The organism is Polynucleobacter sp. AM-25C3 (genome assembly GCF_018882335.1).
In the GTDB taxonomy this organism is placed as follows: Bacteria; Pseudomonadota; Gammaproteobacteria; order Burkholderiales; family Burkholderiaceae; genus Polynucleobacter.
The window spans coordinates 21,558-45,338 of sequence record NZ_JACVOS010000005.1; the positions used below are offsets into that span (position 1 = coordinate 21,558).

Sequence of the window (23,781 nt, forward strand, 5' to 3'; positions counted from 1 at the left end):
GAATATGCATAACTTAGACCAAGCCTTCGCTAACCCGGCGCTCATCGCAGATGAGGGCTATCAAGCACCTCAACATTTCCTGATACTAGGATTAGGGGAATCTGGTTATGCAATGGCTAAGTGGTGCTTGCGGAATGCCGCAAAGGTAAGCCTAGTCGATACCCGTGATCGCGAAAGCTTAAATGAACGACAAAAAGCCTGGTTGGCTGATCTTGAGTTCGCGGGACTCAAAGATGCTCATTTTGGCCCACTTGATAATTCCAGTCTTCAAGATATCGATGTCATCGGAATTAGTCCTGGTTTATCTCCACTAAAAGAGCCAACAGCCTCTTTCTTGGCTAGAGCACAAGAATTAGGTATTGATATCTGGGGCGAGATGGAGTTCTTCGCTAGAGCCATTGCGACATTAGATCGCATGGCACAAGCAGATCAGTCTCAATATCAACCTGCGATATTAGCCATTACTGGTACTAATGGGAAAACAACCACTACTGCATTAACTGGTCAATTATGTGAGCGTGCCGGCAAGCGGGTTGCTGTGGCTGGAAATATTAGTCCTGCAGCTTTGGATAAATTAATGGCTTGTTTGGATGAGTCAGATCAAATTTCAGATATGCCTGAGATTTGGGTTTTGGAGTTATCTAGTTTCCAGCTAATCTATACCAGTACTTTTAATGCGACTGCGGCAACGGTACTCAATATTACGCAAGACCATTTGGATTGGCACGGCGATATGCAGGCCTATGTGAATGCAAAGGCCAACATTTTTGGGCAAGACACTATCTGCATCTTGAATCGCGATGATTCTTTAGTAATGAGTTTGCTCACCGATGAACAAAAAGCCAATAGATCAGTCATTACCTTTGGCTCCAACCGACCCGATGAGCAAGGCGCTTTTGGTATAGAGCATGATTTGCGCGCTGGCGGAATTGATTGGTTGGTTTGGGCTGAAGTGGATGAAGATCTTGAGCCTCAACCAAAGCGCCGCCGTAAAGCGGTGGTAGTGGAAGATGAGCCATTAAGACTGAAGCGTTTAATTCCGGCAGATGCCTTACGTATTCGTGGTCGCCACAATGCTTTGAATGCATTGGCTGCTTTAGCCTTAGCAAGATCGGCTGGTTTACCAATGAATATGCTGCTACACGGATTGCGTGACTATCATGGTGAGCCGCATCGTGTGCAAAGCGTTTCGATTGTGTCGAATGTTGAGTATGTTGATGACAGTAAGGGCACCAATGTAGGCGCAACAGTTGCCGCACTAAATGGTTTGAGTGCCAATGAGTCGGGTAAGCGAATCTGGCTGATCGCTGGCGGAGAGGGTAAGGGTCAGGACTTCAGTCCTTTGCGTGATCCTGCGGTGAGATTTGTAAAAGGCGTCTTCTTGATTGGTAAGGATGCTCCGATCATCGCCGAGGCTTTATCGGGCTCAGTTTCTTGTGTGATAAGTGAGACCCTAAAAAACGCAGTGACCCAAGCCGCTAAACAGGCCCAGTCTGGTGATATCGTTTTATTGTCCCCAGCCTGCGCTAGTTTTGATCAGTTTAGTGATTACATTGCACGCGCTGAAGCTTTCGTTGCGGAAGTTCAAGAATTGGGAATGCAATTCGAAGGAGTTCACGCATGAATTTGAAGGAAAAATTCTTTCCTGAGAATCGCTTGGGCCTAGGTCGTTTCTGGAATTACTCAAGAGGCGGGATAGATAATTTCCGCAGCGGCTTGAGAGATGCAGTATCTGGTGTGGAGCAAACTCGCTCTCGGATGATGGGCTATGACCAGTTACTTGTTTGGGCAGTATTGTCCTTGGCGCTAATTGGTTTAGTCATGGTCTACTCCGCATCAATTACTTTGGCGGATGGCCCTAAGTACGCAAACTACAGCAGCAATTTCTTTTTGATTCGCCATTGCATTTCATTAGCGATTGCTATTGGAGTGGGTATCTGGGCATTTAAGATTCCAACCACAGTTTGGGATCGTTACTCGCCAGTAATTTTTGGTTTCACCGTATTGCTATTAATTGCCGTGCTCATCCCTGGTATAGGTAAGGGTGTAAACGGGGCGAAGCGTTGGATTCCATTAGGCCTCATGAATTTCCAGCCATCCGAACTAATGAAGTTCGCTGCAGTTATTTTTGCTGCTAGCTATACAGTTCAGCGCCAAGAATATCTTCATTCATTCGTTAAGGGCATGTTGCCGATGGGCATTGCTGTTGCCTTAGTTGGTGGCTTGCTCATGGCTGAGCCAGACATGGGCGCCCTTGTTGTTGTATCTCTTATCGCTTTTGGAATTCTGTTCTTGGGTGGTATTAACGCTAAATTATTTGGCGGATTATTTGCGGTGGGAATTTTAAGTGCAGTAACTATTATTGCTTTTTCACCCTTTAGACAAAAACGCATCATGGCTTTTATAGATCCATGGCAAGTAGATAACGCAGCGAATAAAGGCTATCAATTAACCCATTCGCTGATGGCATTTGGTCGTGGCGAATGGTTCGGCTTAGGTTTGGGCGGTAGTGTTGAAAAACTGCACTATCTTCCTGAAGCCCATACGGATTTCATCATGGCAGTAATTGGTGAAGAGCTTGGATTTGTTGGTGTAGTAGTGATGATCTTCTTGTTCTACTGGATCGTGCGCCGCGCATTTTTAATTGGCCGTACTGCACTGCAATTAGATCGTAGTTTTGCGGGTCTTGCAGCTAAAGGCGTAGCGATTTGGATTGGTTGGCAAGCGTTTATCAATATGGGGGTGAATTTAGGTTTGCTTCCTACCAAAGGCTTAACTCTTCCATTGGTGAGTTACGGTGGCTCTGGAATTTTGATGAATGCTGTGGCGATAGCAATGCTACTGCGCATTGATTATGAAAACCGGATCTTGATGCGCGGAGGGAAGCTATGACCAAACCTTCCATTTTGGTGATGGCTGGCGGCACTGGAGGACATATTTTCCCAGGCCTTGCTGTCGCTGAATATCTGCGCATCTGTGGCTGGAAAGTATTTTGGCTTGGCAATAAAAGCGGCATGGAATACCGCTTAGTAAAAGCTTGCGATTTCCCATTCGAGGCGGTTGACTTTGGTGGTCTGCGTGGCAAGGGCGTCAAAGCCAAGCTAATGCTGCCATTCAATCTGGCAAGAGCGAGTTTTCAAAGTTGGAAGATCATGCGCCGCTTAAAACCAAATGTGGTTTTGGGTATGGGTGGTTATATTACCTTCCCTGGTGGCTTGGTGACTAAGTTACTGAAAAAGCCTTTAGTTCTACACGAGGCAAATTCAGTCGCAGGAAGTGCAAATCGCGCTTTAGCCAGAATTGCAATGCGCACCATGACTGGCTTTCCAGACACGATGGCGCATGCTGAGTGGGTTGGCAATCCAATTCGGGAAGAGTTTGAAAGAGTGGGCGCACCATCCGCTCGTTATGCACAGCGTTCAGGCCCTCTATCGATTCTGGTGGTTGGCGGAAGTTTAGGTGCCGCCGCTTTAAACGAAGCCATTCCGGCAGCCTTAGCCCTAATGGATAAATTAGCTCGTCCACACGTAATCCATCAAGCGGGTGATAAGCATCTAGTAGACCTACAACAGCGCTATGCCGAGTTGGGTGTAGAAGCTGATATTCGTCCATTTATTGAAGACATGCCAACTGCCTATGCTCAAGCAGATCTAGTGATATGCCGCTCGGGTGCAATGACAGTTTCAGAAATTGCAGCATGTGGCGTTGCATCCTGCTTGATCCCATTTCCTTATGCGATTGATGATCATCAGACTGCGAACGCACGCTTTTTGGCGGATGCAGATGCAGCCATTCTTTTGCCACAACAAGATCTCAATGCACAGGATTTGGCTTCGATGATTCAAAACTTTAGCCGCGAAGATTTACGGGTAATGGCGGAACGTGCGCATACATTGGCTAAGCCACATGCAACTCAGCGTGTAGCTGAGGTATGTGCAGATTGTGCGGGAGTAGGTATATGAAACATATTGTTCAGCAAATTCATTTTGTGGGTATCGGTGGTGCAGGTATGAGCGGCATTGCTGAAGTGCTCCTGAATCTGGGGTATCAGGTCTCTGGATCTGATTTGGCAGAAGGTGCGGCAACTAAACGTTTAAAAGATTTAGGTGCTGTGATCCATATTGGGCATGATCCTAAAAATATTGGCACTGCAGAAGCTGTGGTGATTTCTACCGCAGTAGCAGGTAACAATCCTGAGGTGCTAGCTGCGCGTGCAGCAAAGGTGCCTGTTATTCAGCGTGCTGTCATGCTCGGCGAACTCATGCGGTTAAAGCAGGGCATTGCGATTGCAGGAACCCATGGAAAAACCACCACCACCAGTTTGGTCGCCTCCGTTTTAGCCGAAGGTGGTCTAGATCCAACCTTTGTGATCGGTGGAAAATTAAATTCAGCAGGCGCGAATGCGCGCCTAGGTCAGGGTGATTTCATCGTGGTTGAGGCCGATGAGTCTGATGCTTCTTTCCTGCAGTTGTTCCCGGCCATGGAAGTGGTAACCAATATCGATGCTGATCATATGGATACCTATCAGCATGACATGGCGAGATTAAAACAAGCTTTTGTACAGTTTATCCAGCGCATGCCTTTCTATGGTGTAGCAGTTCTATGCATCGACGATGCTAATGTGAGAGACATTATTCCGTTTGTATCGCAGCCAGTATTGCGTTATGGCTTATCGGATGATGCGGATATTTGCGCAAGCAATGTACGTGCTGAAGGTACTCGCATGCACTTTACGGTTGATCGTAAAACTGTGCGCCGTCACGGGAATAAGCCGGGTCCATTAGAGGTGCAATTGAATTTACCAGGGCTGCATAACGTTCAAAATGCATTAGCTGCAATCGGAATTGCCACTGAATTAGGCGTTGGCGATGAAGCGATCTTGAAGGCTTTATCTGAATTTAGTGGTGTTGGTCGTCGCTTCCAGAGATATGGTGAGATTCCTTTGGCAGCGGGTGGTAGCTTTACCTTGATTGACGATTATGGTCATCACCCTGTAGAAATGGCAGCCACCTTGGCCGCAGCGCGCGGAGCTTATCCAGATCGACGCTTGGTATTGGCATTCCAGCCCCATCGATTTACCCGTACGCGCGACTGTTTCGGCGAATTCGTTCAAGTACTGAAAAACTTTGATGCGCTGGTGCTTACCGAAGTATATCCAGCTGGTGAAGCCAAGATTCCAGGTGCGGATGGTCAAAGCCTCATGAAGGCTGCTCTTACAATGGATAAGACTTTGAAAGCTTCCTTGGATAGCGCGGCAGTAGCATTTGCACCAACTGTTGCTGAGATGCCGGAAAAATTAAGCGCCTTATTACGTGATGGCGATGTCTTAATCACGATGGGCGCAGGTTCCATCTCTGGATTGCCTCATGTATTAGCGGAGGCAAAGCATGTCTAAGCAAAATCAAGCGATGAAGGCTTGGGGTGAGCGAGTGAAGAATGATCTCGCTGGCTTGGATGTCAAATCTCTTGGCCGAGTAGGCGTGTTGCTCGGTGGTCGCTCTGGTGAGCGCGAGATTTCCTTGATGTCTGGTGGCGGTGTTCTAGAGGCGTTGCTTTCTAAAGGGGTAGATGCGCATCCATTTAATCCAGGATTGCGTTGCCCAACCGAGTTGGCAAAAGAAAAATTTGACCGTGTCTTTATCTCCTTGCATGGACGTTATGGTGAAGATGGCACGATTCAAGGATTACTCGAGCTTTTAGGTTTGCCTTATACCGGTAGCGGTGTACTGGCTTCCGCATTGGCGATCGACAAAATTGCGACTAAGCTTGTTTGGCTCAGTAGTGGTCTTTCTACTCCAGAGTTTCAGGAGCTGAAAGCTGATAGTGACTGGGATGCTGTAGCGAAGTACCTAGGCCTGCCATTAATAGTGAAGCCTGCACACGAAGGCTCCTCATTAGGTTTGACTAAAGTGAAGTCTGTTGAAGAATTGCCTGCAGCCTATAAGTTAGCGGCTGGAATGGATAAAAAGGTAATTGCTGAAACTTGCATTGTTGGCGATGAACTGACTTGTCCATTGGTTGGTTTTGGCGCCGATGCAGAAGCTTTGCCTGTGATCAAAATCATTCCACCGGAAGCTAATTACGATTTTCACAATAAGTATTTCTCTGATGAGACGAAGTACTTGTGCCCAACCGGATTGGCGCCAGAAGTCAATCTGGCTGTTCAAGAATTGGCTTTAGCTGCTTACCGCACTCTCGGTTGCAAGACCTGGGGTCGCGCCGATGTCATGCTCGACCAAAAAACTGGCAAACCCTATCTCTTGGAGATGAATACCTCTCCAGGCATGACTTCACATTCATTGGTGCCGATGGCCGCAAAAGCTGCCGGTGTTGAATATGCCGAATTAGTTCTCTGGGTGATTAGCCAAACCTTGAATATCAAAGGAGCTAAGCAAGCATGAGTCGGATGAGCTCCTTCTTAAGCGGATTCGGCGAAGTATTTACTTCGCTCGCATCTCCACTTTGGAATTATCCAGAGCGGATGCAAAAGCTAAGTCGCTTCTTAATGCGTTGTTTTGCGGTCATGGTTTGCGTGGGAATTCTGGTTTGGTTAAGTCAGCGCCCGGTATTTTCTTTGCGCCAAGTCGTGATTGAGCCTGTTGTTGGTCAAACGCTAAAGCATATTAATAAGCCCGTAGTGAAGCAGCAGGTTTTAGAAACAGTACAAGGGAACTTCTTCAGCGTGAGACTAGAAGATGTAAAGCGTGGATTTGAATCCATGCCTTGGGTTCGTCATGCCAATGTTCGCAGAGTATGGCCTAACGGATTGATTATCAGCATTGAAGAGCAAAAACCCTTTGGCACTTGGGGCGGGGCTGATAGCCATACCTTGATGAATACCCATGGTGAATTATTTGCAGGGCGTGTTTCTGATGTAGGTGATGGTATTCAACTGATTGATTTCTCTGGACCAGAAGATGCTAGCAAAGAAGTGATGCGCTTATATGAAAAAGCAAATACATGGTTTAAGCCTTGGAGTGCAGAAGTGAAGAGCTTGACCCTGTCTGAGCGCTACGCCTGGCACGTCAAACTTTCTAATGGCATGAAGGTGGAATTTGGTCGGGATGAAGAAAATTCAGACAAAACATTAACCGAAGATCGTGTAGCGCGCCTCTTTAAATATTGGCCGCAGGTTCAAGAGAAATGGGCTAATCGCATAGATGCAATTGATCTGCGCTATGCAAATGGTTTTGCAGTGCATCTTGCTTCGGCAAGCCTAAAAAAGAATGAAGCAGATAGCAAAAAAAGTGAGCAGAAGCAATGAGGAATGAGAATGAGTAAAGACAACCGCGATTTATTGGTCGGATTAGATATTGGAACCTCTAAGGTGGTTGCTTTGGTTGCTGAATTGGCGCCTGACGGGCAATTTAACGTTGTTGGTGTTGGGCAAACCGCATCCAAGGGATTGAAGAAGGGTGTTGTTGTCAATATTGAGGCAACGGTTCAGTCTATTCAGAAGGCGCTTGAAGAGGCTGAAGTTATGGCTGATCGCCAGATCGTTCAGGTATTTACTGGTATCGCTGGAAATCACATCGTGAGTTTTAACTCCAGCGGTATGGTGGCTATTCGCGATAAAGAAGTGAGTGCTGGAGATGTTGAGCGCGTCCTGGAAACGGCCAAAGCAATCAACATTCCAACAGATCAACAGATTCTTCACATCCTGGTTCAAGAATTCATTATTGATGGACAAGAGGATGTGCGTGAACCAATCGGTATGAGCGGTCTGCGTCTTGAGGTAAAGGTACATATTGTTACTGGTGCGGTTAGTGCTGCACAAAATATTGTGAAGTGCGTACGGCGCTGCGGTCTGGAAGTGAATGATTTGATTTTGCAACCGCTGGCATCGAGCTTAGCCGTTCTTACTGAGGATGAAAAAGAGCTAGGTGTAGTTTTGGTTGATATTGGTGGTGGTACAACGGATATCGCGATTTACTGCCAAGGTTCCATTCGCCATACTGCGGTGATTCCGATTGCGGGCGATCAAATTACCAATGACATTGCGATGGCATTGCGCACGCCAACTATTGATGCGGAAGATCTCAAGATTCAATACGGTATTGCTCGCCAGGATATGGCTGACCCGACCACCATGATTGATGTACCAGGCGTAGGCGATCGTGAGCCCCGCCCCATGTCTAAGCAGGCATTGGCTGCCGTGATTGAGCCACGTGTTGAAGAGTTATTTACCTTAGTGCGCGGTGTTGTGCGTGACTCAGGTTATGAGGATATGGTGTCTTCTGGCATCGTGCTGACCGGCGGCACTTCTTTGATGCCTGGAATGGTTGAGCTTGCTGAGCAAGTGTTCTTACGCCCTGCGCGAATTGGTACACCTGAGTATCGCGGGCATCTGCATGAAGTCTTACGTAGCCCACGTTTTGCTACCAGCATCGGTTTATTAATGGAAGGTCAGGCGCAGTTGTTGCGTGGCCGTCGAGTATCTCAGTCAGGCGCGTTGCAAAGTGTGATTTCGCGTATGAAGGAATGGTTCGCAGGAAATTTTTAAGTTTTTTCGTCGTCGTCAATGTAGTAACTTTATTACCTAGGAGGGTATATGGAATTTGAAATGTTAGATCAAGAAACAGCCGGCAAAACCATCATTAAAGTGGTTGGAGTCGGTGGCGCTGGCGGCAATGCCGTACAGCACATGATTCATCGCGGTGTAAACGGCGTAGAATTTATTTGCATGAACACCGATGCTGGCGCTTTACAGCGTTCTGAGGCATCTGTGAATTTGCAACTAGGTTCTAGCGGACTCGGTGCTGGTGCTAAACCAGAAATCGGTGCGGCCTCTGCTGAAGAAGCACGTGCCCGTATTGCAGATGCATTGCAAGGTGCACACATGGTGTTTATCACTGCTGGTATGGGTGGTGGCACAGGCACTGGCGCAGCGCCAATCGTTGCCCAAGTTGCTAAAGAGATGGGAATTTTGACGGTTGGTGTTATTAGCAAGCCCTTTGACTTTGAGGGTGTAAAGCGTCTCAAGGTTGCAGAAAATGGTGCTGCTGAGCTCGAGTCTTATGTTGATTCGTTGATTGTTGTTCTCAATGAAAAACTCTTCGAGGTGATGGGTGAGGATGCGGAGTTCGATAAAGCCTTTGCTTGCGCTGATGACGTTTTGCATAACGCTGTTTCAGGTATTGCAGAAATCATTAACGTACAAGGTTTGATTAACGTCGACTTTGAGGACGTGAAAACAGTTATGGGCGAACAAGGTAAGGCGATGATGGGAACTGCTACTGTTTCTGGTATGGATCGTGCACGCTTGGCTGCGGAAGCCGCAGTTGCATCACCATTGCTCGAAGGTGTGGATCTTTCTGGTGCGCGTGGCGTATTGGTCAATATCACTGCTAGCCGTTCATTGAAATTATCTGAGACTCGTGAAGTCATGGCCGCAATTCGTGGCTATGCTGCTGATGACGCTACCGTAATTTTCGGCACTGTCTATGACGAGACTTTAGGTGATGCATTGCGCGTTACTGTTGTAGCAACTGGATTAAATAATCCACAAGCACGCCAAAACCATCAGCCAGAAGTAGTTTGGAGACAGGCTACTGGTACGCATGATGCCATGCCAACAATGGCGGACTTAAACAGTTTTGCTCCTGCAAGCGCATCTGCAGCAATTAGCAAAGGTGGTTTGGAATCTGCTCTGAGTACTAGCGCTGGCTTGGCAATGACTGGCGCAGGCAGCGCCCCATCAATGGCTCCTCAACCAGCAACTAGTGGTGTTGATTACAGCCAATATGATTTGCCACGTGTTTTCCGTAGTTCGCGTGAAGCTACACCAGCCCCTAAATTAGGCGCTGATAGCTCGCCACAGGCAAAAACCATGTTGGATAAAGGGGCTGATTATTACGAAATCCCAGCTTTTTTACGTAAGCAAGCAGACTAAACCACTGCTCAATACAATAGCTTGTGCAGAATGCCAGCGCGGCGCCCCTCCGGACGACGAATCCCGCGCTAGCGTTGGCATACTCATGACAACTATTTCATTGGAGACTTTATGATCGCAGTCGGACAAAAATTACCAAACGCTACTCTTTATGAGTTTTTAGATGAAGCGAGCGAAGGTTGCGCTATTGGCCCAAACGCATTCGAAGTTGAAAAACTTACTGCCGGCAAAAAGATAGTGATCTTTGCACTGCCAGGCGCATTTACACCGACTTGCTCAGCTAAGCATGTTCCTAGCTATGTTGAGCACTTTGATGCGATTAAGGCAAAAGGTGTTGATGAGATTTGGTGTATTTCAGTAAATGACCCATTTGTTATGGGTGCATGGGGACGCGATCAAAAAGTAGGAAACAAGATTCGCATGTTGGGCGATGGTAGCGCTGAATTTACCAAGAAGCTTGGTCTGGAATTGGATTTGGCCACTCGTGGTTTTGGTGTTCGTTCAGACCGTTACGCCATGATCGTTGAAGATGGCGTAGTAAAAACTTTAGATCGTGAAGCGCCTGGTAAATTTGAAGTAAGTGATGCTGCTTCAGTGTTGAAACAGCTTTAAGAAATAATTCCTGAGTTTAGATAAGACCATGATGAAGCAACGCACAATCGCCACTCAGATTAAAACCGTGGGGATTGGCTTGCACTCTGGGCGCAAGGTGACTTTATCTATTAAGCCTGCGCCGGCGAACTCAGGAATCTTATTTGTACGTGTAGATACCCCAGAGCAATCGGTTGTGCCGGCTACTGCTCTGGCGGTTTGCGATACTCGTTTGGCCTCAGTAATTCAAAAAGATGGGGTACGCGTTTCCACTGTGGAGCATTTGCTCTCCGCTTGCGCAGGTTTAGGACTTGATAATTTACTCATTGAGCTTGATGGCGAAGAAGTTCCTATCATGGATGGTAGCGCTGCCTCATTCTTATTCTTAATGGAATCGGCGGGCATTGCTGAGCAAGAGGCGCCACGGCAATTTGTGGTGATTAAAAAGCCAATAGAAGTGCGAGAAGGCGACAAGTTAGCGCGTCTAGAGCCATTCTTTGGCTATAAGCTCGACTTTACGATTGACTTCAAACATCCAGCGGTAGATAAAACGGGGCAGCGATTTGTGGTGGACTTTGCCGAGCATGCTTATCGTAGTGAAATTGGACGCGCACGCACTTTTGGTTTCGCTCACGAGGTTGAGGCCTTGCGAGAAATGGGTTTGGCACGCGGTGGTAGTTTAGACAACGCAATCGTGCTCGATGAGCACCGTATTCTGAATAATGAAGAGTTGCGTTATGAAGATGAGTTTGTTCGCCATAAAATTTTGGATGCCATTGGTGATCTGTATTTAGTCGGACACCCGATCGTAGGCTCCTATGTCGCTGAAAAATCCGGGCACGCACTCAATAACGCTCTGCTGCGAAAACTTTTGGAAGACCCTAGCTCTTACGAAATTAGTAGTTTTCCAGAAAATAAGGCCCCTGCGGCTTATTCCAAAGAGAGTCAGCCACTCTTTATTTAAATTCCTGCTTTTTAATACCCAGTTCAGATTATTTAGGTTTACTTTGCAGAAGGCGTTCAACGGCCTTGCGCAGATCAGAATCTGGCGCCAATTTCTCGAGCAAGGATTCCCAAGAGGCTCTTGCTACGGCATTAAAACCTTGTGGTTTTTGGCTAACCTGGCCCCCCTCCCGGGGCTTAATTTCCCAGGTGGGTGGGGCAGGTTTCAGGCGTACTTTGATTGTCGAGCAAATCACCCCTTTTTTAGATAACTCATTGATTAGGCTAGGTAAAACTTGCTGTAAACGGGTGGCTATGCTAGCTCCGTTAACTAGCAAAAATAGCTCATTTTGCCCGCCAGACCGCCATCCAGCCTCAATTTTTTGAGCAAAGTTTTCTAGATCCAGCTCAGATAGAGCGCCTCTTAGGGCAATTTTGAGCTTGGCTAAGTCTTCAGTTTTAGCCAAGATTCCCCCAAGACCCTCTGAATCGCGCAAGTAGTCCAGCCACTCATGGGCGGCTTTCGTGCGAGGGGGTTTAGGGGCAAAGTTCATATAAAAAGAAGGTGCGGGTGATAAACTCAAGGACTTAATTTACTTCAATATCCCATGGTAATCGGTCTTCTTAAAACCCTGGTCGGCAGTCGTAACGACCGCCTCTTAAAACAGTATCGCAAAGTCGTTGCCAAAGTTAGCGCTTTTGAGCCTAGCCTGCAAGCTTTGGATGATGCCGCACTGCAAGCAAAAACCGCTGAGTTCAAGTCGCGTTTAGCTGCGGGCGAGTCATTGGATGACCTAGCGCCAGAAGCTTTTGCAGTCGTTCGAGAAGCTAGCACGCGTGTAATGAAGATGCGCCATTTTGATGCGCAAATGATGGGTGGCCTGGCATTGCATCAAGGCAAGATTGCTGAAATGGGTACTGGCGAAGGTAAGACCTTAACTGCAACCCTACCTGTCTATTTAAATGCATTAAGCGGTAAGGGTGTTCATGTTATTACCGTGAACGATTACTTGGCGCAGCGCGATGCTGAATGGATGTCGACCCTCTATACCTTCCTAGGTATGAAGGTTGGCGTGAATCTATCTCAGATGGATCACACAACTAAGCAAGAAGCTTATGCCGCTGATATTACCTACGGAACCAATAATGAATTTGGTTTTGATTATCTGCGCGACAACATGGTTCAAGATTTAGGTCAACGTGTACAGCGTGGCCTAGCTTATGCGATTGTCGATGAGGTAGATTCAATTTTGATCGATGAGGCGCGTACCCCATTGATTATTTCTGGTCAGGCTGAAGATCACACTGACCTTTATATCAAGATTAATGCATTGCCCTCTTATTTAGAGCGTCAGATCGGCGAAGAAAAAGCCGATGGTACTGGCGTTGAAAAGCCGGGCGATTATTGGGTAGATGAAAAGTCCCAGCAAGTGTATTTAACAGAGCGCGGGCACGACAAAGCTGAGACAGTCCTAGTGGAGCTTGGTGCTTTGAATGATGGTGACTCCCTATATGCTCCACAAAATATTACTTTGATGCATCACGTGTATGCAGCATTACGTGCGCACACTCTATACAACCGTGATCAACAATACGTAGTACAAAATAATGAAGTCATCATTGTTGATGAGTTCACGGGCCGTTTAATGCAAGGCCGTCGTTGGTCAGATGGCTTGCATCAAGCTGTTGAGGCTAAAGAGGGTGTGCAGATTCAGAATGAGAATCAGACGCTAGCCACGATTACTTTCCAAAACTACTTCCGTATGTACGGTAAGTTAGCCGGTATGACTGGTACTGCTGATACAGAAGCCTATGAGTTCAAGGAAATTTATAACCTTGAAACAGTGGTGATTCCACCAAACCGCATTAGTCAAAGAAAAGATCGTCAAGATCAGATCTATAAGACATCGCGTGAGCGTTACGACGCAGTGATCAAAGATATTGAAGATTGCTACAAGCGTGGTCAACCTGTGTTGGTCGGCACAACCTCGATTGAGAACTCTGAATTGATTGCGGGTTTACTGGATAAGCGCGAATTGCCACATCAAGTCTTGAATGCGAAACAGCATGCTCGCGAAGCAGAGATCATTGCTCAAGCTGGTAGACCAAAGATGATCACTATCGCTACGAATATGGCTGGCCGTGGAACAGATATCGTATTGGGTGGCAACGTTGGCAAACAATCTTCTTTGATTCAGGCGGATGACGGCCTATCAGACTCAGACAAAGCTAGCAAGATTAAGATCTTGCAGGATGAGTGGCAAAGTCTGCATGATCAAGTGTTGGTTGCTGGTGGTTTGCATATTATTGGTACAGAGCGTCACGAAAGTCGCCGTATTGACAACCAATTGCGTGGTCGTGCAGGCCGCCAGGGTGACTCTGGCTCATCCCGTTTCTATCTTTCCTTAGATGATTCTCTCTTGCGTATTTTTGCTGGAGATCGTTTGCGCGCAGTCATGGACCGCCTCAAAATGCCGGATGGCGAACCGATTGAAGCGGGTATGGTGACTCGTTCCATTGAGTCTGCCCAGCGTAAGGTTGAGGGCCGTAACTTTGATATTCGTAAGCAATTGTTGGAGTATGACGACGTTGCAAATGATCAACGTAAAGAAACTTACCGCCTCAGAAATGAAGTGCTTGAAAGCGCTGATGTTGGTGAGCTTATTGCCAATTTGCGTGAAGATGTTTTACGCACTATTTGTGCGCTGTATGTGCCTGTTGAATCCATGGAGGAGCAGTGGGATTTAGTAGGCCTTGAGAATGCGTTGGCTAGCGACTGGGGTTTAACAGTTGACCTGAAAAGCTGGGTTGAAAATGCTGCATCTATGGATGATGAGCAGATTGTGGAGCGCGTATTAGAGGCTGCAAAAGAAACCTATGATGAAAAAGTAGAGCTTTCTGGGCGCGCTTCATTCGCTGGATTTGAGCGCTCTGTTTTGCTCTATAGCTTAGATACGCATTGGCGTGAACATTTGGCAGCTTTAGACCATCTGCGTCAAGGCATCCATTTGCGCGGCTATGCACAGAAGGATCCAAAACAAGAATACCGTCGTGAAGCGTTTGAGCTTTATGGTGAGTTGTTGAGCGTCATCAAGAATGATGTTGTGAAAAACATCATGACAGTACAGATCCGTAGTGCGAGTGAGTTGGACGAAGCTTCTGAGTCGATGAATGAAGATTTAGCCAAACTCTCAGATATTCAGTATCAGCACGCGGATGCAGATCTTGAGGTTGCTGGCTCAACTGGCGATCGTGGTGCGGCAATCGAAATTGCTCCTGCCCCGATGCGCGCTGGCCCTAAGGTTGGTCGTAATGATCCTTGCACCTGTGGCAGTGGCAAGAAATATAAGAACTGCTGTGGGGCTCTGGCGTAATTAAGGTTACGACTTTAAATAGCGGTACAAAGTATTTCTACTAATTCTCAATAGCTTGGCTGCAAGACTGATATTCCCATTGGTCTTCTCCAATGTTTTCTGAATTGCCATTCTTGAAAGTTGTTTGAGGGCTCCAGTTTCAATTAGATCCTCTGCTAGATTTTTGGATGAATCCTTGCCCTTGGGCTCTTGATACTCATGAGAATGGCCATCATATGACTGACTCAAATTTGCTTTAAAGCATAAAGGTTTTGAGCAGCGCGTTCTTATTAAATGAATCTTGCCACTATCTTTTTTTGCGCAATCAAATAGTTGGTTTAATGAGATATCTAAGATTTGCTGAATCTTGACTACCCCAATATCAAGAACATTCATTTCCAGTAGAGATAAGGCAACTCTATCGACCCCTAAAACGGTACCACTTTCATCAATCCCAATCATTCCTTCACCTATGGATCCCAAACCTTCCGGACTGTTGTGAACCTTGAGGACTAATGCGTATTGGAATTCACTGGCGGAAAATAATTGTTTTTCTAGAGAGTGAACGGTAGCCTTGACTAGGCCTAGGGTATGAGGATGGTGCGTGCTTTTATCTGTTGAGATATTGAGCACGCCGCTAATTTTTCCATCCGGTTCAAAAATGGGCGCTGCTGTGCAACTCAAAAAACCATTGTTTTCTAAGAAGTGTTCTGAGCCATTCACCGAGACCGCCACTCTGTCTACTAAGGCTGTACCGATTGCATTAGTTCCGCGATGTTTTTCCAGCCAGGATGCCCCTGTTTTTAGCAGCACTCGATCAGCTTTAGAGATAAATTCTGCATCTCCAACTGAATGCACAATGACTCCCTGGTGATCTGAGAGCACGATTACGCCGCCGCTTCCTGACATCAGGCCATGTAAATAGTTCATTGTTGGTTTGGCTAGAGCAATTAAATCATGTCGCTGTTCAATGCGAGTTTGCAATACTTGGCCACTTAAAATATTGTCAGGCAATTGTTTTTGATAGGCATCCAAACCGGATTGCAGGCATCTTTGCCAAGAGCGATATACCGTCAAGCCTAGCTGAGCCTCAAGACCATTTGCAGGCGGGTCTCCGTGAAGAAGCCAGCTTCTTCTGATATCACGGAGATTAGAAACTTTCATCTTGTGCCCACAAAAAGTTAGAGAACCACTATATAAACAAATTTAGTTTATTGAATGAGGCAATACCCTTAATCATGGTGTTGCAATTCGAGGGTGTTACATAAATGAACACTTACCTGATTTATTTCTCAGGAATTACCCTCGCTTTCAGCTCTTTTATGAGTATTTAAAAAATGCTGCAGTGCATTTGATTGAATAAGTTTTCAGCTTGGGACACAGTATCACTAAGGCCATTTTTGAAAGAAAGAAATGGCATTTCTTAAGCACCTTAATAGGAGAAGATTTTGATCTACGCAGCCCCCGGCGCTCAAGGCGCAAAAATTCAATACAAAGCTCGATACGATAATTTCATTGGTGGCAAGTGGGTGGCGCCAGTGAAAGGTCAGTACTTTGATGTGATTACCCCAATTAGCGGCAAGGTCTACACACAGGCGGCTCGCTCTAGTGCGGAAGATATCGAATTGGCTTTGGATGCAGCACACAAGGCTGCTGATGCATGGGGAAAAACATCCCCAACTGATCGCGCAAATATTCTATTAAAGATTGCGGATCGTATTGAAGCTAACTTGGAACTACTTGCTTATGCTGAAACAGTGGATAACGGCAAAGCTATCCGCGAAACACTCAATGCAGATATTCCATTGACCGTGGATCACTTCAGATATTTTGCTGGTTGTTTGCGCGCGCAGGAAGGCGCCTTATCGCAAATTGATGAAACCTCTGTTGCATATCACTTCCAGGAGCCTTTAGGCGTGGTTGGCCAGATTATTCCATGGAACTTCCCAATCCTGATGGCGGCTTGGAAATTAGCTCCTGCTATAGGTGCCGGCAACTGTGTAGTATTAAAGCCAGCAGAATCCACTCCCGTTTCTATCTTGGTTTTAGTCGAGTTGATTGCAGATATCTTGCCTCCTGGCGTATTGAATATTGTGAATGGCTATGGCCGTGAAGCTGGTATGCCTCTTGCAACTAGTAAGCGGATCGCAAAAATTGCCTTTACAGGATCAACTTCTACTGGTCGAGTCATTGCTCAAGCTGCCGCAAATAATCTGATACCTGCCACTCTAGAATTAGGCGGCAAGTCGCCGAATATTTTCTTTGCAGACGTGATGGATAAAGATGACGGATTTTTGGATAAGGCGATTGAAGGGTTGGTGTTATTTGCCTTCAATCAGGGCGAGGTTTGCACTTGCCCATCCAGGGCTTTGATTCAAGAGAGTATTTATGATAAGTTCATGGAGAAGGTGCTTAAGCGAGTAGCTGCAATCAAGCATGTAAATCCACTAGACACGGATAGCATGATGGGTGCACAAGCATCCAAAGAGCAATTGACCAAGATTCTGTCTTACTTGGATTTGGGTAAGCAAGAGGGTGCAGAAGTATTGATAGGGGGCTCACAAGCAAATTTAGAGGGCGATCTTGCAGGTGGCTACTATGTACAGCCAACTTTATTTAAAGGCCACAACAAGATGAGAATTTTCCAAGAGGAAATCTTTGGACCAGTCTTGGCGGTGACCACCTTTAAGGATGAAGCAGAGGCATTGGAAATTGCCAATGACACACTCTATGGTTTGGGAGCCGGCGTCTGGGCGCGCAATGGAAATGTTGCTTATCGCATGGGTCGTGCCATTAAGGCTGGTCGCGTATGGACCAATTGCTACCATGCTTATCCAGCGCATGCAGCCTTCGGTGGATACAAAGAGTCAGGCATCGGTAGGGAAACTCATAAAGTCATGTTAGATCACTATCAACAAACCAAGAATCTATTGGTCAGTTACAGTGAATCCAAATTGGGCTTCTTCTAAGCAGAAAAGTTCGTATTTTTATCAAAGGGCGGAGCAATCCGCCCTTTTGTGTAATTTAGTCTCCCAAGGAAATATCGATGGTAGAACGTGTAATTGCTACAGATGAGGCACTCGCACTAATTAGGCAGCTGCAAGCTGAGCATGGTCAGCTCATATTTCATCAGTCTGGTGGATGCTGTGACAACAGTGCTGCAAATTGCTATTTACCAACAGACTTAACTATTGGACCTTACGATATTCAGTTGGGTGAAGTGGGGGGTGTGCCATTCTATATAGGCAAACTCCAATATGAATACTGGAAGCACACTCAGCTCATTCTGGATGTGATTGAAGGTCAAGGAGGAACTTTTTCCCTTGAAGGTTCAACCGGAAAAGCATTTCATACCCGCTCACGCCTCTTTACCGATGAAGAATGGGCCTCAATTGAGGCTCAGGTGTTCGCTGATCTGTCTTAGTTTTAGCCTGGAAAGGTCATCTTGGTGGGGCTTTGGGCTTCCGAGATATTCCCAAAGGTCTCCTCTACAATTGTCAGACTATGACAGTTAACCTACCACTCCCCCAAAAAGACCAACTAAAGCCTGTTAAAGGTTTTCAGATGGGTATCGCTGAAGCTGGCATTAAAAAAGCCAATCGCAAAGATCTATTGGTGATGATGTTGGCTCCAGGCTCGCAAGTCGCAGGTGTCTTCACCTTAAATCGATTCTGCGCCGCTCCAGTTCAGGTTTGCCGAGAGCACTTAGCTCAGGATGGTGCTAAAGGTGAGATTCGTGCTTTAGTGGTGAATACTGGAAATGCAAATGCAGGGACTGGTGAGCAGGGTATGAAAGACGCTTTGGCAACTTGTGCAGCACTTGCTCAAGAATTGAAGCTCAAGCCAGAACAGATTCTGCCTTTTTCAACGGGCGTGATTTTGGAGCCACTGCCGATTGCTAAATTGATTGGTGCTTTACCTAAGGCGGTTGCTAGTTTGGGTGAAGACCATTGGTTTGATGCCGCAGAAGCGATCATGACGACTGATACGCAACCAAAGGCTGCATCCATGACTGTGGAGACTCCAGCGGGTCTGGTTACTATCACGGGCATCTGTAAGGGTGCTGGGATGATTCATCCCAATATGGCAACCATGTTGGGCTTCATTGCAACGGATGCAGGTTTTGCGCCAGGCATGCTTACTGCCTTGACTCGTGAGGTTGCCGATCAATCATTTAATGCCATTACGATTGATGGAGATACTTCCACCAATGATTCTTTCATCATCATGGCGACTGGCCAGTCAGCGGTTCAGATTCAATCTACCAATGATCCTAGTTATGGCTTGATTCGGACTGCCTTAATCGACCTTGCGCGCAAGCTGGCTCAAATGATCGTAAGGGATGGTGAGGGAGCTACTAAATTTATTACGATTGATGTGCAGGGTGGCAAGACAGAAGAAGAGTGCCGCTTAGTGGCTGAGGCCGTAGCTCACTCCCCATTAGTGAAAACCGCTTTCTTCGCTAGTGATCCTAATCTAGGTCGCATTCTTGCTGCGATTGGCTATGCTGGCATCAGTGATCTCGATGTTGGCCAAGTGCAAATGTGGCTTGGGGATGTTTGGGTCGCTAAGAATGGCGGCCGTAATCCTGAATATCAAGAGGCCGATGGTCAAAGGGTGATGCAGGCTCCAGAAATCATCGTCAAGATTGACTTGGGTCGCGGATCGGCGCAACAGACTATGTGGACTTGTGACTTGTCTCATGACTATGTCTCCATCAATGCTGATTACCGCTCATAGGAAATCGTGAGATGAATGAAAAATTAGAGCAACTCCTAAGTCATCTAGAAACATTTTTACCAAAGCAGTTAACTGAGGAGCAGTGGAAGTCTTCTACTGCATTTAGATGGCGTCGTCGCGATAGCATCTTTGGCAGCATTGGATTTCTGCAGCCAGTGAAGCATGTGGCAGATATTAGCTTCGACGATCTAAAAAATATTGATCGTCAACGTGACGCTATTCGTGACAATACCAAAAACTTTATTCAAAAGAAACCGGCTAATAATATTTTGCTAACTGGTGCGCGAGGCACAGGAAAGTCATCACTCATTAAGGCGAGTTTGCATGAGTTTGCTAACCAGGGACTGCGATTAGTCGAGGTTGAAAAAGAACATTTAGCCGACTTGGCAGACATCACTGATTTACTGGCAGATCGGCCAGAACGTTTTATTGTTTTTTGTGATGACCTCTCATTTGAAGAGGGTGAATCTGGATACAAGGCGATGAAGTCCGCATTGGATGGCTCGATATCTGCCCAAGTCGACAATATTTTGATTTACGCCACCTCAAACCGTCGCCACCTCTTGCCTGAACATATGAAGGACAACCTCAGCTATTCTCATAGCGATGATGGCGAGATACATCCGGGTGAAGTAGTTGAAGAGAAGATTTCTCTTTCTGAACGTTTTGGTTTGTGGCTCTCTTTTTACCCGCCTAAACAAGACGAATACCTTGCAATCGTTGCGCATTGGTTGCGTCATTTTAAATTGAGTGATGCGCAGATTGAGAGTGCGCGAGCCGAGGCCTTGGTTTGGGCTCTAGAGCGCGGATCCCGTTCTGGCCGTGTAGCTTGGCAGTTTGCTAAGCATTGGGCTGGTACGCACGCTGCGTAATTTATTTAATCTTCATGACTGATTTGAATCGCCCCGTTACGGAAGTTGCTGCTGGAATCTTATTGGATACAGAGGGGCGATATCTCTTGGGCCAGCGCCCTGAAGGTAAGCCTTATGCGGGCTATTGGGAAGTTCCTGGGGGTAAGATTGAAAGTGGTGAGTCTGTATTTACAGCGCTGAAACGTGAACTACAAGAAGAGCTCGGAATTGATATTGAGTCCAGTGAAGAGTTGCTTGTTTTAGAGTACGACTATCCTCATGCATATGTTCGCTTGCATGTCAGCATTATTCGGAAATGGAATGGAATACCTAGAGGGTGTGAGGGGCAGGCTCTGTCTTGGCAATTGCTTGGAGATGCACCTCCAACTGTGGAGCCTTTATTACCAGCGGCATGGCCAATGCTGGAAAAACTCAGGCTACTAAAGGCTTAGAGCTGGCAGAGGGTGAGTCTAAAAGGCACATCCTCGCTGATGATCTGAGGTTTTTTATCTCGATCCGCTTTTAGAAAGCGTATTGATAATAAATATTTATTAGCGCTGATTTCTGAGAAGAGAGTGTCATCTTCTACGGCAATGCGCATTAATTGATAAACCTTGCCGGACGGAGCTTGTTGATAAGAGCCTTGATGCGCAACAACATCTTTAGCTTCGCCAGATTGGCGTAATAAGCGCAAGAAGATTTGGCAAGCCTCATGCCATGGCAAAAGTGGAGCAACGTATTTTTCTAGCAACTCTCTACGTTGAGTGGAGGCGGTATTCTTCCAAGCATGGTAGCTCGGTAAATCAATTGGACTTGTTCCACCAGGAATATTTAATCGAGTGCGAATCGCATTGAGCCATTCACTTTCGGTGATGACTGCATTTGGTTTACCCATGGACTGATTGATATTTAGTGCAGCTTTATCAATCTCAGCTAGCGTTTTTGAAAGCGCCTCTTGATCCACTTTTTGGGAAGACTTCAGGCCATTCAAAGCATACTTTTGACGCTCAAACTCTTTAAGCAATAAAGACTTGATATCACCTCGAGAGCCAATGTCACCCAAATCAAACAACATGGCAATTGCATTGTGGTGAAGCTCAGGATCATCAGATCGCAGGAAGTGGTTGAAGCGGGCGAACAAATACTCCAACCGAAGCATGCTTCGGGCTAATTCATTAAAGGGGTATTCGTAGACAATCACAAGCCTATATTCTATGACGAACTCTAGCGTTCTTCCTGAATTTTGAGTAATTGTTGGTGCAGATTCAAAACCTCTGGTTTGAGCTCATCCAGGCTCCCCTGATTTTGAATTACTGCATTAGCGACGGCTAGACGAGTATCTCGGCTAGTTTGCGCTTTAAGGATATTTTCCACCTCAGGGCGAGTCATATTGTTGCGGTGCATCACTCTTTGTATTTGGGTTTCTTCCGGGCAATCCACCACTACAAGGTAATCAATGAGCTTTATCCAGAATCCGGATTCAATGAGCAAGGGAACCACAAAAACTAGATAGGGAACCCCGGACTTGGCCAGTTGAAAAGCCTGCTGAGCTGTTTCTTCTTGAATTAAAGGATGGGTGATCTGCTCTAGAGCTTGCCTGGCCTGGGGATCTTCAAAGACTAAAGTACGCATTTTGGGGCGATTCAGGGCGCCTTGGGCATTAATAAATTCAGTCCCAAATATCTTGGTAATCAACGGAATGGCTTTGCCACCAGGGGCGGTAATTTGATGAGAAATCAGGTCTGTATCGATAATCCCAGCCCCTAGCTCTCCCAGCAAGTCGCTGACTGCGGTCTTGCCTGACCCAATTCCACCAGTTAAGCCAATCAAGGGTATTACCCCTTTTAAAGCTTTTAGATCAGCCTGGGCAGGATTAAGGTTTGGATCAGTTGGGGCCATAACAGCTCAATAATGCCAGCAATAGCTAAAAAAGGCCCAAATGGAAATGCTTGCTCAAGTGCACGACGATTCCATTTGAGCCAAGCGATACCGCCGACCAGCCCCGTGATGCAGGCTATCAGAAGAATGCTGGGGAGAGTGCTCCAACCAAACCAAGCCCCCAATCCTGCTAAGAGCTTGGCATCACCCATGCCAATTCCATTGCGGTGTTTGAGTCTGCGATAGCTAGCATTTAATGCCCACAGTGATCCAAACCCTAGGGCTGCCCCAAGCATTGTGGAAGATGGTGATGCGAAGCGCAGTTCAGAGACCCAGTTAAAAGTGATGCCCAGAAGGATCAAGGGGAGCGTCATGACATTAGGTAGGCGAAAAGTGCGCCAATCGATATAGGCCAAGTAAAGCAAAGCCAGTATCAACAAGGATTTAATTATCCAGATGCTTGTCTTGGGTTCCACTAAACGATTTGTCCTAAATTAAAGATAGGTAGATATAGGATTATGACTAAGCTGCCAATGATGGCCCCCACTAACAGAATAAGTGCGGGCTCTAGGCTTTGACTGAGGGCATTTAGCTGACTGCTAAGTTGTGAGCCTAGGGTGGTGGCGCGCTTATTCAGCATTTCTGCCAACCCACCACTTTCAGCGCCAATGTGCAATAGCAATAAGGTCTCCACATCAAGGAGGCGTGACTTAGGGTCTGCTCGTTTGAGTGATTCCCCCAAAGGCCATCCTCGGGTGAGGTGCTTAAATATTTCAGCGCTAAAGTCATGGCTTACCCAGTGATTGGAGGATTGCGCAGTCACTCTTAGTGCATCAGGTAGTGCAAGCCCAGTTTCCAATAAATGACCTAGGGTTCGGCACCAATGACTGAGTGTTGCTAGCCTAAATAGATTTCCAAAAAATGGAATGCGTAACAAGAGAGTGTCGCAGTATTTTTGTAAGGAACTTGATTTGAACCATGCACACAAAAAGGCGGTGGCCATTATTAGGCCGGCTGAGACTATTTCTAAAAAGTAATCTTGGGTCCCAGTGGAGATGGCAATCAGCATTCTGGTTGGTGCGGGCAGCTCCGCCTGAAAATGTCCGAAGACTTCCTTAAAAACGGGAACAACCCAGATCATCATCACGAGTACCAGCAAGAAAGAAGTGGCTAAGGTGATTACAGGGTAGGTTAGAGACTGCTGCACTTTTCTGCGTAATTCAATCTGGGCTTCTAGCTGTTGAGAAATAGTTTGCAACGCCAAACTAAGGTCGCCCGATCTCTCGCTAACCCTGATCAGATTCGAAAATTCTTGGGAAAATTTTCCGTTTTGCGCACTTAGGCAAAAAGAGAAGCTATTGCCTTTTTGAAGCAGTGCGCGGACATCTTCCAGCCATCCTTGCCAAGATTTTGGGGCTGATTGAATTAATAGTTGAATGGCGTTGAGCAAAGGGAGTCCTGCTTGAAGAAGGGCGAGCATCTGTTCTGCAAAATGCAGTTGCTCAGACTGACTCAGCTTTTTATTTAAAAACAT

Annotated in this window: 22 protein-coding genes; 16 read left to right on the plus strand and 6 right to left on the minus strand. The window is 46.5% G+C overall.

Annotated features, from left to right (window positions below):
- The first annotated feature begins 4 nt into the window (after window positions 1–4).
- From murD to lpxC, 10 genes are all read left to right on the plus strand, one after another.
- Window positions 5–1,624 carry a UDP-N-acetylmuramoyl-L-alanine--D-glutamate ligase gene (gene murD / locus ICN12_RS04440; protein ID WP_216270943.1) on the plus strand — a complete coding sequence of 540 codons (1,620 nt, stop codon included), beginning with the start codon at window positions 5–7 and terminating at the stop codon, window positions 1,622–1,624.
- A complete protein-coding gene (ftsW, locus tag ICN12_RS04445) occupies window positions 1,621–2,892 on the plus strand; it encodes a putative lipid II flippase FtsW (protein ID WP_216270946.1) in 1,272 nt (423 codons plus the stop codon). Before murD ends, ftsW begins: the two co-directional genes overlap by 4 nt.
- A complete protein-coding gene (murG, locus tag ICN12_RS04450) occupies window positions 2,889–3,962 on the plus strand; it encodes an undecaprenyldiphospho-muramoylpentapeptide beta-N-acetylglucosaminyltransferase (RefSeq protein ID WP_216270948.1) in 1,074 nt (357 codons plus the stop codon). Before ftsW ends, murG begins: the two co-directional genes overlap by 4 nt.
- Window positions 3,959–5,395, plus strand: a complete 1,437-nt coding sequence (gene murC / locus ICN12_RS04455; protein ID WP_216270950.1) for a UDP-N-acetylmuramate--L-alanine ligase — start codon at window positions 3,959–3,961, stop codon at window positions 5,393–5,395. Before murG ends, murC begins: the two co-directional genes overlap by 4 nt.
- Before the next feature lie 13 nt (window positions 5,396–5,408).
- Window positions 5,409–6,401 (plus strand): D-alanine--D-alanine ligase, encoded by a 993-nt coding sequence (locus tag ICN12_RS04460; RefSeq protein ID WP_255537703.1) that lies wholly within the window; start codon window positions 5,409–5,411, stop codon window positions 6,399–6,401.
- On the plus strand, window positions 6,398–7,264 hold the full coding sequence (locus tag ICN12_RS04465) for a cell division protein FtsQ/DivIB (protein ID WP_255537696.1): 867 nt from the start codon (window positions 6,398–6,400) through the stop codon (window positions 7,262–7,264). Before ICN12_RS04460 ends, ICN12_RS04465 begins: the two co-directional genes overlap by 4 nt.
- A 9-nt stretch (window positions 7,265–7,273) precedes the next feature.
- On the plus strand, window positions 7,274–8,503 hold the full coding sequence (ftsA, locus tag ICN12_RS04470; protein ID WP_173959480.1) for a cell division protein FtsA: 1,230 nt from the start codon (window positions 7,274–7,276) through the stop codon (window positions 8,501–8,503).
- Window positions 8,504–8,551: 48 nt separating this feature from the next.
- Entirely contained in the window at window positions 8,552–9,892 is a 1,341-nt protein-coding gene (gene ftsZ, locus ICN12_RS04475; RefSeq protein ID WP_216270953.1) for a cell division protein FtsZ, read from the plus strand.
- 111 nt (window positions 9,893–10,003) lie between these two features.
- Window positions 10,004–10,504: a peroxiredoxin gene (locus tag ICN12_RS04480; RefSeq protein ID WP_216270955.1), complete on the plus strand. Its 501-nt coding sequence runs from the start codon at window positions 10,004–10,006 to the stop codon at window positions 10,502–10,504.
- 28 nt (window positions 10,505–10,532) lie between these two features.
- Entirely contained in the window at window positions 10,533–11,447 is a 915-nt protein-coding gene (lpxC, locus tag ICN12_RS04485) for a UDP-3-O-acyl-N-acetylglucosamine deacetylase (RefSeq protein ID WP_216270958.1), read from the plus strand.
- Window positions 11,448–11,475: 28 nt separating this feature from the next.
- On the opposite strand, the gene ICN12_RS04490 is transcribed toward lpxC, so the two are convergent.
- A complete protein-coding gene (locus tag ICN12_RS04490) occupies window positions 11,476–12,009 on the minus strand; it encodes a hypothetical protein (RefSeq protein WP_255537697.1) in 534 nt (177 codons plus the stop codon).
- A 24-nt stretch (window positions 12,010–12,033) separates the two neighbouring features.
- On the opposite strand from ICN12_RS04490, the gene secA reads away from it, so the two are divergent.
- Window positions 12,034–14,799, plus strand: coding sequence for a preprotein translocase subunit SecA (gene secA, locus ICN12_RS04495; RefSeq protein WP_216270959.1), 2,766 nt, complete (start codon window positions 12,034–12,036; stop codon window positions 14,797–14,799).
- Between the two features lie 6 nt (window positions 14,800–14,805).
- Here the strand turns inward: secA and ICN12_RS04500 are convergent, their stop codons facing one another.
- Window positions 14,806–15,942, minus strand: coding sequence for a sigma-54-dependent Fis family transcriptional regulator (locus tag ICN12_RS04500; RefSeq protein WP_216270961.1), 1,137 nt, complete (start codon window positions 15,940–15,942; stop codon window positions 14,806–14,808).
- 284 nt (window positions 15,943–16,226) lie between these two features.
- On the opposite strand from ICN12_RS04500, the gene exaC reads away from it, so the two are divergent.
- The 5 genes from exaC to ICN12_RS04525 all read left to right on the plus strand — a co-directional run bounded on the left by exaC (window position 16,227) and on the right by ICN12_RS04525 (window position 20,821).
- Window positions 16,227–17,747: an acetaldehyde dehydrogenase ExaC gene (exaC, locus tag ICN12_RS04505; RefSeq protein WP_216270963.1), complete on the plus strand. Its 1,521-nt coding sequence runs from the start codon at window positions 16,227–16,229 to the stop codon at window positions 17,745–17,747.
- Between the two features lie 77 nt (window positions 17,748–17,824).
- On the plus strand, window positions 17,825–18,202 hold the full coding sequence (locus ICN12_RS04510; RefSeq protein ID WP_216270964.1) for a DUF779 domain-containing protein: 378 nt from the start codon (window positions 17,825–17,827) through the stop codon (window positions 18,200–18,202).
- Window positions 18,203–18,282: 80 nt separating this feature from the next.
- Entirely contained in the window at window positions 18,283–19,518 is a 1,236-nt protein-coding gene (gene argJ / locus ICN12_RS04515; RefSeq protein ID WP_216270969.1) for a bifunctional glutamate N-acetyltransferase/amino-acid acetyltransferase ArgJ, read from the plus strand.
- 11 nt (window positions 19,519–19,529) lie between these two features.
- On the plus strand, window positions 19,530–20,390 hold the full coding sequence (locus ICN12_RS04520) for an ATP-binding protein (protein ID WP_216270971.1): 861 nt from the start codon (window positions 19,530–19,532) through the stop codon (window positions 20,388–20,390).
- Between the two features lie 14 nt (window positions 20,391–20,404).
- Window positions 20,405–20,821 carry an NUDIX domain-containing protein gene (locus ICN12_RS04525; RefSeq protein ID WP_216270973.1) on the plus strand — a complete coding sequence of 139 codons (417 nt, stop codon included), beginning with the start codon at window positions 20,405–20,407 and terminating at the stop codon, window positions 20,819–20,821.
- On the opposite strand, the gene zapD is transcribed toward ICN12_RS04525, so the two are convergent.
- The 4 genes from zapD to ICN12_RS04545 are packed head-to-tail and all read right to left on the minus strand — an operon-like array spanning window position 20,818 to window position 23,781.
- Window positions 20,818–21,570 (minus strand): cell division protein ZapD, encoded by a 753-nt coding sequence (gene zapD, locus ICN12_RS04530; RefSeq protein ID WP_216270975.1) that lies wholly within the window; start codon window positions 21,568–21,570, stop codon window positions 20,818–20,820. The genes ICN12_RS04525 and zapD overlap by 4 nt on opposite strands.
- A gap of 23 nt (window positions 21,571–21,593) precedes the next feature.
- Complete coding sequence (gene coaE, locus ICN12_RS04535; protein ID WP_216862141.1) at window positions 21,594–22,268, minus strand: dephospho-CoA kinase; 675 nt, start codon at window positions 22,266–22,268, stop codon at window positions 21,594–21,596.
- Window positions 22,223–22,687 (minus strand): prepilin peptidase, encoded by a 465-nt coding sequence (locus ICN12_RS04540; RefSeq protein WP_216862142.1) that lies wholly within the window; start codon window positions 22,685–22,687, stop codon window positions 22,223–22,225. Before ICN12_RS04540 ends, coaE begins: the two co-directional genes overlap by 46 nt.
- A gap of 35 nt (window positions 22,688–22,722) precedes the next feature.
- On the minus strand, window positions 22,723–23,781 hold the full coding sequence (locus ICN12_RS04545; RefSeq protein WP_216270979.1) for a type II secretion system F family protein: 1,059 nt from the start codon (window positions 23,779–23,781) through the stop codon (window positions 22,723–22,725).